We start from the raw sequence: 12,061 nt of genomic DNA on the forward strand, positions 1-12,061 counted from the left end.
CACCCTGCCTGGCGGCCCCGCCGCGAACGAGCGGCTGGCAGCAAGCTGCCACGCCGTACACTGTGCGGTGATGAGCCCCGACACGGACCGCAATGTCGTCCTGCGCGGCGAGCTGGAGCTGGCCGAACGCGCCGGGCACCTGTTCGGCCACGCGCGCGAGGAGTTCGTCTGCGCCGCCACCGACCTGCGGACGTGGGCGACGCCGGGCGTCCGGGAGCAGATCATGGCGGGGCACTGGCAGCGTCCCCCCGGCCTGAGGGTCCGCAAGCTGTACACCCCCGCCGCCCTGGACGACGAGGACTCCGAGCGGCATCTGGTGGAGCTGTCCCGCGGCGGCGCGACGGTGCGGATCAGCACCGCCCCGCTCCCCCAGGAGACGATCGTCATCGACCGTAAGGTGGCGGTGCTGGCCGGCGCGCCGGTGGCGGGCGTGCGGGAGTACACGGTGGTGCGCTCGCCGGGCGTGGTGCGCTCGGTGCGTTCGCTGTACGAGGCGGCCTGGGAGGCGGCCGCCGACCTGGCCGAGTTCCGGCGCGCCCGGCCCCCGGCGCTGGGCGAGCAGAGCCGGCAGATCCTGCGGCTGCTCGGCGGCGGTCTCAAGGACGAGGCGGCGGCCCGGCAGCTCGGCCTGTCGCTGCGGACCTACCGGCGCCGCGTCGCGGAGATCCTGACGCTGCTGGACGCCGACTCGCGCTTCCAGGCGGGCCTGCGCGCCCACGAGCTGGGCCTGCTCGGCGCGCCCCCGCGCCGGTCCGCCGCCGGCTGAGCTCCGCGCCCTGCGAGCCGGGGCCCGGCGGCGCCGGTCAGCCGCCGACGAGCGGCACCAGCTTGACGAACACCAGGTCGGGGTCGCCGCCGAGGTCGACGATCTCGTCGAGGTCCTCGGCCTGCCGGTCGCCGACGAGCACGAAGAATCCGTTGGCCAGGAACGCCCGCTCGGCGATGTCGGCCTGCCGCTCCCAGTCGATGGGGCGCGCCTCCCGCAGCCGGTACCCGTTCAGCTCGGTCTCGGCGTCGTCGGGCCGCACGAGCCCGTTGAAGCGGCGGGCGGGCCGGGCGTTGTGCCGGGCCACCTCCTCGCGCACCCGCAGCCGGATCAGCTCCCGGACGGTCATCGTCGCGGGCAGCCCGGCCACGGAGAACGCGTCGAGCTCCCTTCCGGTGGCGGTCTCGTCGCGGAACGTCACGGCGGCCATGGTCATCCCCTCCGGATCTGCTCCGTGATCGACGGGTCGGTGATCCTGGTGTCGGCGGCCAGGAGGAAGGCCTTGGACAGGATCAGCGCCAGCCGGTCGTCCTCGAACGGCAGGAAGATCGTGCCGCCGCGCGCCCGTCCCGGGACGATGCACAGATATTGATCGCCGGGATCCATCAGAATGTTCGCCGAGCCCAGGTGGATCTTGTAGGTGCGCAGGTCGCCGCGCACGACGAGGAACCGTCCGTCCAGCGCGCACCGATCGGCGATCTTCGTGCGGGGCAGGATCCGGGCCAGCGCGTCCCGCCGCGTCTCGGCGCTCGCCGACAGCTCACCGAAGCCCGCCCGCCGCCAGTAGTCGACGAAGCGGTCCTCCCCGCGGTCGATCCAGTCGGGATCGGCGGCCACCGAGGTCACCCCGACGAACAGGTCCACGTCCCGCATGGCCTCGCTGAACACCACCGGCGGCACCTCGGCCAGCGGCACCTCGCGCCAGCCGCGCCCGGCGCGCCGGTCGAAGCGGACCTGGTCGGTGGACGCGAAGTCGGGCGGCTCGTAGCCCTCCATCTCGACCGCCTCGTGGAAGAAGCGGGCGCGCCACTCCCCTTCGGCCAGGACCCCCTTGGCCTGCCCGGTGCAACCGTCGTCGTAGGGGCCGAGGTAGTTCGCCGTCCAGCCGCGCTGCTTGAACAGCGCGTAGAGCTGGCGGTAGCGCACGATGTGGGCGGCGAAGCGGTTGGAGTAGACGCCCGTCTCCTCCTCCGCCGGGGTGAGCCGGTAGATCTCGCGGAACGCCTGCTTGAACGGCTGGACCATCTGGTTGTCGGTGACGAACGTCCGCCAGGCCCGCACCTGCGCGACGGGGGCGCGCAGCGGATGCCACAGCCGCACCCGGGCCGCTTCACCCGGTTCGGGCAGCACGTCCCCGTCGTCCGTGACCAGCGTGGAACCGGCGGGCGTGGCGGCCGCCCAGGTGCCCTCGGGGCGTTCGAACTCCCAGATCAGGCCGCACGTGACCACGCCGGTGATCGGGTGGTCGCGGTAGTACCGGCACCACTCCCCGTACGTCCAGGTCGCCTCGGCCGCCATGAGGGCCTCGATGCGGGCGCGTTCGGCCGCCAGGGTGCCGCGCACCTGCTTGGCCAGGTCCTTCATCTGCCTGATCTCGTCGGCGAACGGCTCCTTGAGCGCGGCCGGGACGGTGCGCAGCAGCCGCCCGCCGTCGTCGGTGAACGTCAGGCGCACGGTGCGGGGATCCTCGATGGCGACGACGCCCTGGTAGCCGCCGAGTTCCCAGGCCGTGGAGCCGTCCCTGCCGAACCCGTGGCCGGGCACGGCGCGTTCGGTGAGCTGCCGGGGCGACAGGCCCTGCCGTTCGGCGGCCGCCCGCACGGCGTTCTCGACCTGCTTGCGGCCGCCCGGGTAGCCGACCTGCCGGCCGAGGGCGCGCAGGGTGGCCATGACCTCGGGGTGGTCGCAGACGCCGAGCGCGTTGACGGTGGCGTTGGCGAGCGGCTCGTTGCCGAAGTACTCGCGGCTGAGCCAGGACGTGTGCCGGAAGATCGTGACCAGCTCGGTGAACGCCGACGGGTCGCCGGTCAGGGCCGCGGCCCAGACGTAGCCGCGTGCGGCGTCGTCGACGACCAGTTCCAGGAGGTCGGGCGGGCCCCACTGGGGTGCGACCGCGCGGTCGCCCCGGGCGTATCCGCGGACGGTGGCCAGCACGTGCTCGCGGACGCCCGGTTCGTCCAGCAGCTCCAGCGTGCGGCGGCGCCACGTCTTGGTGGGGCGGACGGCCTGCATCAGGACCATGTGGGCGTCGACCGCCCCGGCGTCGGCGGGCGCGAGCGCGCCCGCCGGGGAGGCGTCCTCGTTCGGCATGCGGTCGATCTTGGCAGGCGGCGGTGACACTTTGTGGGCCTGTTCAGATGACCGATGGGTCATTACCCTCGGGGCACGGACAGCGCAGCGACACCCGGACGGCGAGATGGACGCACCGCACGACGTCGTGATCATTGGAAGCGGGTTCGGCGGGATCGGCATGGCGGCCCGGCTGCTGGCGGCCGGGGTGCGCGACGTGGTGGTCCTGGAGAAGGCCGCCGGGCTGGGCGGCACCTGGCGGGACAACATCTATCCGGGCGCGGCGTGCGACGTCCCCTCGCACCTGTACTCGTTCTCGTTCGCGCGCAAGACCGACTGGAGCCGCCGCTTCCCTCCGCAGGAGGAGATCCTCGCCTACCTGTGGGACGTGGCGCGCAAGCACGGCGTGCTGCCGCGCGTCAGGTTCGGCACCGAGGTGACCGAGGCGCGGTTCGACGAGGAGGCCGCCGTGTGGCGGGTGTCGACCGCCGGCGGCGGCGAGCTGGCGGCGCGGGTGCTGGTCAGCGCGTGCGGCCAGCTCAACCGGCCCGCGCTGCCGGCGATCGAGGGCCGCGACTCCTTCGCCGGGACGAGCTTCCACTCCGCCCGCTGGGACCACGGCGCCGACCTGACCGGCCGGCGGGTCGCGGTGATCGGCACCGGCGCCAGCGCGATCCAGATCGTGCCGGAGATCGCCCCGCGGGCCGGCCGGCTGACGGTGTTCCAGCGGTCCGCCCCCTACGTGATCGACAAGCCGGACCGGGAGTACCGGGCCTGGGAGAAGGCGCTGCTGGCCGCCGTCCCTGCGCTGCACGACCTCAGCCGCGCCCGGATCTACGCGTCGTACGAGTCGCGGGCGCTGGGCTTCGTGAAGTACCCCGGGCTGATGAAGCTGATGTCGCGGCGGTTCCGGCGCACCCTGCGCACGCAGATCCCCGACCCGCGGCTGCGCGCCCGGCTGGTCCCCGACTACCCGATGGGCTGCAAGCGCATCCTGCTGTCCGGCGACTACTATCCCGCCCTCGTCCGCCCCGACGTCGAGCTGGTCACCGACCCGATCACGCGGATCACCCCGTCGGGCGTGGAGACCGGCCGCGCCGCCTACGACGTCGACGTGATCGTCTACGCCACCGGGTTCCACACCAGCGGCTTCCTGGCGCCGATGACGATCGTGGGGCGGGACGGCCTGACCCTGGACGCGGCGTGGCGCGACGGCGCCCGCGCCCACCTGGGCATCACCGTCAGCGGCTTCCCCAACCTGTTCCTGCTGTACGGCCCGTACACCAACCTCGGCCACAACTCGATCATCTACATGCTGGAGTCGCAGTTCCGGTACGTGCTGGGCTGCGTGCGGGCGCTGCGCGAGACCGGCCTGGCCTGGATCGACGTGCGCCCCGACGTGCAGGACGCCTTCGACCGCCGGATGCGCGAGCGGATGCGCTCCACCGTGTGGGAGGCCGGCTGCGCCAGCTGGTACATGACCGCCGACGGCAGGGTCGTCAACAACTGGCCGGGGTTCACCTTCGCCTACCGGCGCGCCACGCGCCGCCCCGACCCGCGGCACTTCCGGGCGGGACGCGCCCGGCCCGTCGCCCCGGCCCGGTCCGGCCCCAGGTGACGCCATAGGGTCGGGGGTATGCCGACTGCTCTCATCACCGGCGCCACCGCGGGGATCGGTTCCGCCTTCGCCCGCCGGCTGGCGTCCGACGGATTCGACCTGGTCCTGCTGGCCCGCGACGCCGAACGGCTCGAACGCGCGGCGCGCGAGCTCGGCGACGTCTACGCGGTCCGGGCCGAGGTGCTCGCCGCCGACCTGGCCGCCGACGAGGGGCTGGCCGCGGCCGAGCGGCGCGTCCGCGACGGCGTGGACCTGCTGGTCAACAACGCCGGGTTCGGCCACGGCGGCCGGTTCCTGGACGTCCCGCTGGACAACGAGCTGCGGATGCTGCGGGTGCACTGCGAGGCGGTGCTGCGGCTGACCCACGCGGCCCTGCCCGGCATGCTGGAGCGCGGCCGCGGCGGGGTCGTCAACGTCTCGTCCACGGCGGCGTTCCTGGTGCGCGGCACCTACGGCGCGTCCAAGGCATGGGTGGTGAGCTTCAGCAAGGGCGTCGCCGAGGACATCGCGGCGCGCGGCGACCACGACGTGCGCGTCATGGCGCTGTGCCCGGGGTTCGTGCGCACCGAGTTCCACGAGCGGGCCGGGATGGACGTCTCCGGCATCCCCGAGGCGCTGTGGCTGGACAAGGACATGGTCGTCGACACGGCGCTGCGCGACCTGCGCCGCGGCGTGCGCGTCAGCGTGCCCGGCGTCCAGTACAAGGCCGTCGTCGGGCTCAGCCGCCTGGTGCCGTCGTCGCTCGTCGGCCGGGTGTCGTCGCGCGTGGGCCGCCGCTACGACTGAGCCGCCCCGAGGGCCCGGGGCCGAGTGATCAACACCGCGCCGGCGCCATCGGCGTTGCGGGGGTTCCCCGGCGGCGTGGATCCTGGGGACCATGCGGGTCTTGGTGACGGGGGCGGCCGGATACGTCGGATACGCGGTGGGACGGCGCCTGGTGGCGGCCGGGCACGCGGTGGACGGGCTCGTCCGCGACGCCGGCCAGGACCTGCCGCCGGGCGTGCGGCCCCTGGTCGGCGACCTGCTCGACCCGCCCGCGCTGCAGGCCGTGCTGCGCGAGCCGTACGACGCGGTGTGCCACCTGGCCGCGCTGACGCGGGTCCGCGAGTCGTTCGAGGAGCCGCTGCGGTTCTTCGCGGTCAACGTGCAGGGCACCGTGAACCTGCTGGACCTGCTGGCCCCCGGCACCCGCGTGGTGTACGGGTCGACGGCCGCCGTCTACGGCACGCCCGAGTGGCAGCCGATCCACGAGGACCAGACTCCCGCCCCCACCAGCCCGTACGGCGCGTCCAAGCTGGCGGCCGAGCAGGCGGTGCGCTTCCACGCCCGCACCGGCGCGATCGGCGCGGTGGTGCTGCGCACGTTCAACGTCGCGGGGTCGGTGGACGGGCGCGGCGACCCCGACCCGACCCGGCTGATCCCCAGGGCGCTGGCCGTGGCGGCCGGGGAGGCGCCCCACCTGGAGATCAACGGTGACGGCGCCGCCGTCCGCGAGTACGTGCACGTGGACGATCTCGCCGACGCGCACGTGCGCGCCCTGGCCGCCGCCCGGCCCGGCGAGGACCGCGTCTACAACGTCGGCAGCGGCGCGGCGGTGTCGGTCCGCGACGTGGTGGCGGCCGTGGAGAAGGTCACCGGCCGCCGCGTGCCGACGGTGCGCCGCCCGCCGCGGCCCGAGCCGCCGATGCTGATCTCCGACGCCACCGCCGTCCGCCACGACCTCGGCTGGCGGCCGCGGCGGTCGGAGCTGCCGCGGATCATCGCCGACGCGTGGGCCGCCCGTACCCGCGCGGGGGGATAAACTCCCAGCGTGTCCGAGCCGAAGTTCGAAGTCCAGATGCTTCACGACCGTGTCATGATCAAGGTCGAGAAGGAGCCCGGGGAGCGGCGCAGCACCGGCGGCATCGTCATCCCGGCCACCGTGGAGCAGTCCAACCGGCTCGCGTGGGGCCAGGTCTGCGGCGTCGGCCATCACGTGCGCACGGTCAAGGTCGGCGACCGGGTGCTGTTCCACCCCGACGACCAGTACGAGGTGGAGATCCAGGGCGAGAACTACCTGGTCATGCGCGAGCGGGACCTGCACGCGATCGCCAGCGAGCGTCCCGAGCACGGCACCGGCCTCTACCTCTGACGGACCCGCCCCGCCGAGCCGGCCGCGTCGTCGGTTCGTCATGTCTCGCCACCTTTCGGACTGTCATGACGGCGTCGCTCAGAGATGTCAGAATGTGTCTTCTCCAGGGTTCTGGAGGGTCGGCGGCGCAGGGAACGGCGGCGGGATGACAGAGCGCGGAACACAGTCGGGCGCGCGCTTCGGCGCGCCCGCGAGCTCACGAATCTACGACTTCTCGCTGGGCGGCAAGGACAACTACAGTCCCGACCGGCAGACCGCCCTCAAGGCGTTCGAGGCGCTGCCCGCCGCGCGGCTGCTGCCCCGGGAGAACCGCAAGTTCATGCGGCGCGCCGTGCGGTTCCTGCTGGACGCGGGCGTCCGGCAGTTCCTGGACGTCGGGTGCGGCCTGCCCGGCAAGGGCAACGTGCACGAGGTCGTCCACGGCGTGGACCCCGGCGCCGCCGTCGTGTACGTCGACCATGATCCGGTGGCGGTGGTGCACTACCAGGCGCTGCTGCACGCGGTGCCGACGGCGACGGCGGTGTGCGCCGACGCCCGCGACCCCGCCGCGATCCTGGCGCATCCCGAGGTCACCGCGCTGATCGACTTCACCCGTCCGGTCGGCGTGCTGATGTTCTGCGTGCTGTCGCACTTCGCCGACCCCGAGCGGGCGCACTCCTCCGTCGCCGCGTTCCGCGCCGCTATGGCGCCCGGCAGCCACCTGGCGCTGAGCGACTTCACCGACGAGACGATGACCGACCACGAACGCGCCGTGTCCGCCGACCTGATGCGCGACAGCGGCATCCCCCTGGCCTTCCGCCCCCGGGGCTGCCTGGCCGCCTACTTCGACGGCCTGGAGCTGGTGGAGCCGGGGCTGGTGCCCGCTCCCGAGTGGCGCCCCGACCGGCCCTACGACCGGCCGTCCGGCTGGCTGCTGGCGGGCGTCGCCCGCAAACCCTGAGGCCGCCGGTCACACCGCGACGGTCGCCGTCGACCCCTCGCGCCGCTTGCGCAGGCGCAGCTGCGCGGGGATGCGGGTGCGCAGCTCGGCGACGTGGCTGACGATGCCGACCGCGCGTCCGCCGTCGCGCAGGCCGTCCAGGACGTCCATCACCTCGTCGAGGGTCTCCTCGTCCAGGGTGCCGAAGCCCTCGTCGACGAACAGCGTGTTGATCTCGGTGCCGCCGGCCTCGGCGGTGACCACGTCGGCCAGGCCGAGCGCCAGCGCGAGCGAGCTGATGAACGACTCGCCGCCCGACAGGGTGACCGGGTCGCGGGCCTGGCCGGTCCAGGCGTCCACCACGCGCAGGCCGAGCCCGCCGCCGCTCTTGCTGCGGTCGCCCGCGGCCTTGTCGACGGTGTGGACGAGCGTGTACCGGCCCGCCGACATGCGCGCCAGCCGCTGGTTGGCGGCGGCGACGACCTGCTCCAGCCGCGCGGCCAGCACGTACGCCGACAGCGACATGGCGCGCCGGTTGTCGGGCGACTTGCCGGAGGCCAGGCCCGCCATCCGCGCGGCGACGGCGTGGCGGTGCGCGGCCGGGCGCCAGGCGGCGACGGCGGCCGCCAGCTCGGCGCGCAGCTCGGCGAGGCGGTCGCGGCGGCGCCGGGCGTTGTCGGCGGCGGACGCCACCTCGGTGTAGGCCGCCTCGGCCGCCTCCAGCGCGGACCGCAGCGCGGCCAGGTCGGGGGCGGGGGCCTGCGCGGCGGCGGCCGTCTCCGGGTCGTCGAGCACCGCCCGGACGCGGGCCAGCTGGTCGTCGTACTCGTGGCCCTGCTGGGTGAGGGCGCGGCGGCGGGCGTCGTCGAGTTCGGCGGCGAGCGCGTCGTCGGGGGTGGCGAAGCCCGCGTCGGCCGCCGCCCGCGCGGCGGCGGTGCGGGCGGACGCCAGCTCGGCGGCGGCGCGTTCGGCGTCCTGCGCCGCCTGGACGGCGTCGGCGAGCGCGTCGGCCTCGCCCCGCAGCCGGTCCACACGGGCTTCCAGGGTGGCGTCCTCGCCGCGTGCGGCGTCGAGCCCGGCGCGCAGGCGGGCCTGCTCGGCGGCCCGTTCGCGGTCGCGGGCACGGCCCTCGGTGAGGGCGTTCCTGGCCTGGTCGAGGCCGGTGCGCGCCTGGTCGAGGTCCTGCTCGCGGCGGCGCAGCTCGGCCTCCAGGCGGTCGGCCTCGGCGGCGCGGGCGGTCAGCCCGGCCAGGGCGCGTTCGGCCGCGTCCAGCTCGGCGGCCAGCGCGGCGACGGGCGTCTCACCGGCGACCTCCAGCTTGGCGTCCAGCTCGGCGCGCAGCGACTCGACCTTCACGGCGGCCGTCTCACGCCGCCGCTGGGCGTGCTCGTAGGCCGCCTGGGCGCGTTCCTCGTCGTCCTCGCCGGGGACCGGGCCGGGGGACGCGGCGGGCTCGGGATGCTCGCGCGACCCGCACACCCGGCACGGCTCGCCCGGCCGCAGGTCGTGGGCGAGCGCGGCGGCCATGCCGTCCAGCCGGGCCTGCCGCAGCTCCTGGAGCCGGTCGCGGGCCTCCTGCGCGGCGTCGACGGCGTCTCGGTGCGCGTTCTCGGCGTCGGCGAGCTGCCCGGTCACCAGGTCGCGGCGTTCGGCGGCCTCCACGCGGCGGGCGGCCTCGTCCACGGCGGCCTGGGCGCCGGGACGCCCGGCGGCGGCGATGCGGGCGTCGTCCAGCCGCGCCCGCAGCTCGTCGACGACGCCGGGCAGCGCCTCCAGGGCGTCGGCGAGCCGCGCCTCCTCCTGCTCCAGTCGTTGCAGCTCGCGCGCCAGCTCGGCGCGTTCGTCGCCGATGCCCCGCAGCCGCTGAGCGTCGGCGCGCCTGCCGTCCAGGGCGGCGATCTCGTCGCGGCGGTCGCGTTCGGCCTTGACGAGCACGTCCTCGGCGGCGCCCGGCGGCACCAGCGCGCCGACCCGGGCGCGGGCCTCGGCGGCGCGGGCGCGGGCCCGCTCGGCCTGCCGATGCCGGCCCGCGGCCTCGCGGATCAGCGGCAGCACGCGGTCGGCCCGGGCGGCGGTGTCGAGCCGCTCGGCGAGCGCGGCGCGCTGGGCGGCCTGCTCCTCCAGGGCGGCGCGGCGGCGCACCGCCTCGGCGTGCCGCTGCCGCAGCTCGTGCAGCGCATGGCCCCGGTCGGCGGCGGCGCGCGCGGCCGCCAGCCTCTCGCGGGTCTCAGCGAGCAGGCCCTCGGTGACCGCGAGAACGTCGGCCGCGTGGGCCTCCAGCTCGGCGGCCCACGCGGGCAGCACCTCGACGTCTTCGAGGGGCTCGGGGGCGGGTTCGCCCTGCCGGGGCGCGGGGACGAGGGGGCGCGCGGCCTGGCGCGGCGACGCCGAGCCGCTGATCTCGGCGACGCGGTCGGCGATCGACTCGGCGTCGGCGCGCAGGTCGGCGGCCTCGCGGTGGGTGTCGCGGCGGCGGTCGGCCAGCCACTTCTCCACCTGGGTGAAGACCTCGGCGGCGAACAGCCGTTCCAGCACCTCGCGGCGCTCGTCGGCCTTGGCGCGCAGGAACCCGGCGAACTCCCCCTGCGGCAGCATCGCCACCTGGCAGAACTGGTCGCGCGTCATGCCCAGCAGCCGCCCGATCAGGTCGCCCGCCTCGTCCAGCCGGGTGGACAGCGCCACCCACCGGCCCCGTTCGAACTCCTCCAGCGTGACCTTGGCCTGCTCGACCCGGGTGCCCTGGCCGCGCAGCTTGGGCCGCTCCCACCTGGGCGACCGGGTGACGCGCAGCCGCCGCCCCCGGATCGTGGTCTCCAGCACCACCTGCGGGGCCGTGCCGGGAGGGGCGTGGTCGCTGCGCAGGCCGGTGGCATCGTTGCGGCTGCGGGCGCCGGGCACCTGCCCGTACAGCGCGAAGCACACCGCGTCCAGGATGCTGGTCTTGCCCGCGCCGGTCTGCCCCTGGATGAGGAACAGGCCCGCGTCCGACAGCGCGTCGAAGTCGATCCGTTCGGTGCCGGAGAACGGCCCGAACGCGGTGATCTCCAGCCGGTGCAGCCTCATGCCCCGCCCCCTTCGCTCACGCCGTGCCGTCCTCGCTCACGCCGTGCCCTCTTCGCTCACGCCTGGGCCTCCTTCTGGCGGCAGGCCTCGAACGCCTCGTACAGCAGCGCGCGTTCGGCGTCGCCGGCCGGAGCGCCGGTCACCTCGGCCACGAAGTCGCCGGCGATGTCGGTCTCGGACTTCTCCCGCACCCGCTCGGACCAGGTGCGCTCGGGCCGCTCGTCGCCGCCCTCAGGGGCGTGGCCCAGCACCAGGACGTGCGGGAAGCGGCGGCGCAGCCGCTCCATGGCGGCGGCGGGCCGGTTCGGATCGGTGAGAGTGATCTGCAGCCAGTGGTCGCGGTAGGCGTCGTACCGCGGATCGGTCAGCAGGTCGTCGATGCGGGCGGGGGGCAGCCGCCTGAGGCGGCGCGGCACGGGCGCCTCGGCGAACTCGGCCGTCACCGTGCCGTCGTCGGCCAGGTCGACCAGCCACGAGCCCTTGACGTGGTGCTCCTCGGAGAACGAGTAGGCCAGCGGCGAGCCGGAGTAGCGGACCCGCTCGGTCACCCGCTGCCGCCCGTGCAGGTGGCCCAGCGCCACGTAGTCGATGCCGTCGAACACCCCGGCCGGCACGTTCGCCGCGCCGCCCACCGAGATGTCGCGCTCGCTGTCGCTGGTCTCCGGTTCCGGGGCCTCGCCGCCGGTGACGAACGCGTGCGCCAGCACCACCGAGCGGGTGCCCGGCGCGCGCCCGGCCAGGTCGGCGCGGATGCGGCGCATCGCGGCGGTGAGCGCGGCGGCGTGCCCGCGCTCGTCCAGCTTCCAGTCGCCGCGCACCAGGTCGGGCTCCAGGTACGGGATGCCGTAGACCGCCACGCCGCCGATCAGCACCGGCTCGCCGACCGCCGCCGGGTCGGTCCGCAGGTGCACGCCGGAGGCGTCCATCAGCCCCGCGCCGAAGCCGAGCCGCCGCGCCGAGTCGTGGTTGCCGGAGATCAGCACCACGCGGGCGACCTCGCGCAGCCGCGCCAGGGCCTCGTCGGCCAGCCGCACCGCGTCCACGGACGGCAGCGCGCGGTCGTAGACGTCGCCCGAGACCAGCACGGCGTCCACGCGTTCCGACCGCGCGGTCTCGACCAGGTGGTCGACGAACGTGCCCTGGGCGGCCAGCAGGTCCTCGCGGTGGAAGGATCTGCCCAGATGCCAGTCGGAGGTGTGGAGAAATCGCATGTCCCGGCCACCATAGGCGCCACCTCCGACACATCTGGCACAGAAACGCCGACAAACCCCAAAG

Annotated in this window: 10 protein-coding genes; 6 read left to right on the forward strand and 4 right to left on the reverse strand. The window is 75.1% G+C overall.

The features are described 5' to 3' along the window. Window positions 1-70: 70 nt before the first annotated feature. The gene (locus tag ABZ801_RS18355) at window positions 71-766 is read left to right on the forward strand and encodes a DNA-binding response regulator (protein ID WP_360699043.1); all 696 of its coding nucleotides are present in this window, start codon (window positions 71-73) and stop codon (window positions 764-766) included. 37 nt (window positions 767-803) lie between these two features. On the opposite strand, the gene ABZ801_RS18360 is transcribed toward ABZ801_RS18355, so the two are convergent. Continuing rightward, the gene (locus ABZ801_RS18360; RefSeq protein WP_360699045.1) at window positions 804-1,196 is read right to left on the reverse strand and encodes a hypothetical protein; all 393 of its coding nucleotides are present in this window, start codon (window positions 1,194-1,196) and stop codon (window positions 804-806) included. A 2-nt stretch (window positions 1,197-1,198) separates the two neighbouring features. Beyond that, window positions 1,199-3,076: a DUF4132 domain-containing protein gene (locus tag ABZ801_RS18365; RefSeq protein ID WP_360699047.1), complete on the reverse strand. Its 1,878-nt coding sequence runs from the start codon at window positions 3,074-3,076 to the stop codon at window positions 1,199-1,201. A 106-nt stretch (window positions 3,077-3,182) separates the two neighbouring features. Between ABZ801_RS18365 and ABZ801_RS18370 the strand changes: the two genes are divergently transcribed. The 5 genes from ABZ801_RS18370 (at window position 3,183) to ABZ801_RS18390 (ending at window position 7,744) form a co-directional block, all read left to right on the forward strand. Continuing rightward, on the forward strand, window positions 3,183-4,673 hold the full coding sequence (locus ABZ801_RS18370) for an NAD(P)/FAD-dependent oxidoreductase (protein ID WP_360699049.1): 1,491 nt from the start codon (window positions 3,183-3,185) through the stop codon (window positions 4,671-4,673). Window positions 4,674-4,691: 18 nt separating this feature from the next. Next, window positions 4,692-5,459, forward strand: a complete 768-nt coding sequence (locus tag ABZ801_RS18375; protein WP_360699051.1) for an SDR family oxidoreductase — start codon at window positions 4,692-4,694, stop codon at window positions 5,457-5,459. 91 nt (window positions 5,460-5,550) lie between these two features. Continuing rightward, on the forward strand, window positions 5,551-6,474 hold the full coding sequence (locus tag ABZ801_RS18380) for an NAD-dependent epimerase/dehydratase family protein (protein WP_360699052.1): 924 nt from the start codon (window positions 5,551-5,553) through the stop codon (window positions 6,472-6,474). Between the two features lie 9 nt (window positions 6,475-6,483). Beyond that, on the forward strand, window positions 6,484-6,804 hold the full coding sequence (locus tag ABZ801_RS18385; protein ID WP_344959140.1) for a co-chaperone GroES: 321 nt from the start codon (window positions 6,484-6,486) through the stop codon (window positions 6,802-6,804). Window positions 6,805-6,949: 145 nt separating this feature from the next. Beyond that, a complete protein-coding gene (locus ABZ801_RS18390; protein WP_344959142.1) occupies window positions 6,950-7,744 on the forward strand; it encodes an SAM-dependent methyltransferase in 795 nt (264 codons plus the stop codon). Between the two features lie 9 nt (window positions 7,745-7,753). Here the strand turns inward: ABZ801_RS18390 and ABZ801_RS18395 are convergent, their stop codons facing one another. Together ABZ801_RS18395 and ABZ801_RS18400 are read right to left on the reverse strand one after the other, a co-directional pair. Continuing rightward, entirely contained in the window at window positions 7,754-10,786 is a 3,033-nt protein-coding gene (locus tag ABZ801_RS18395) for an SMC family ATPase (protein WP_360699055.1), read from the reverse strand. 56 nt (window positions 10,787-10,842) lie between these two features. Then, window positions 10,843-11,997 carry an exonuclease SbcCD subunit D gene (locus ABZ801_RS18400; protein ID WP_360699057.1) on the reverse strand — a complete coding sequence of 385 codons (1,155 nt, stop codon included), beginning with the start codon at window positions 11,995-11,997 and terminating at the stop codon, window positions 10,843-10,845. Window positions 11,998-12,061: the final 64 nt, after the last annotated feature.

The sequence above is a fragment of the Actinomadura sp. NPDC047616 genome (genome assembly GCF_040642915.1).
Classification (GTDB): domain Bacteria; phylum Actinomycetota; class Actinomycetes; order Streptosporangiales; family Streptosporangiaceae; genus Spirillospora; species Spirillospora miaoliensis.

Bases quoted from the DNA above. Each gene is read 5' to 3' on its own strand.
- ABZ801_RS18355 (WP_360699043.1), top strand. From the start codon at position 71: ATGAGCCCCGACACGGACCGCAATGTCGTCCTGCGCGGCGAGCTGGAG.
- ABZ801_RS18360 (WP_360699045.1), bottom strand. From the start codon at position 1,196: ATGGCCGCCGTGACGTTCCGCGACGAGACCGCCACCGGAAGGGAGCTC.
- ABZ801_RS18365 (WP_360699047.1), bottom strand. From the start codon at position 3,076: ATGCCGAACGAGGACGCCTCCCCGGCGGGCGCGCTCGCGCCCGCCGAC.
- ABZ801_RS18370 (WP_360699049.1), top strand. From the start codon at position 3,183: ATGGACGCACCGCACGACGTCGTGATCATTGGAAGCGGGTTCGGCGGG.
- ABZ801_RS18375 (WP_360699051.1), top strand. From the start codon at position 4,692: ATGCCGACTGCTCTCATCACCGGCGCCACCGCGGGGATCGGTTCCGCC.
- ABZ801_RS18380 (WP_360699052.1), top strand. From the start codon at position 5,551: ATGCGGGTCTTGGTGACGGGGGCGGCCGGATACGTCGGATACGCGGTG.
- ABZ801_RS18390 (WP_344959142.1), top strand. From the start codon at position 6,950: ATGACAGAGCGCGGAACACAGTCGGGCGCGCGCTTCGGCGCGCCCGCG.
- ABZ801_RS18395 (WP_360699055.1), bottom strand. From the start codon at position 10,786: ATGAGGCTGCACCGGCTGGAGATCACCGCGTTCGGGCCGTTCTCCGGC.
- ABZ801_RS18400 (WP_360699057.1), bottom strand. From the start codon at position 11,997: ATGCGATTTCTCCACACCTCCGACTGGCATCTGGGCAGATCCTTCCAC.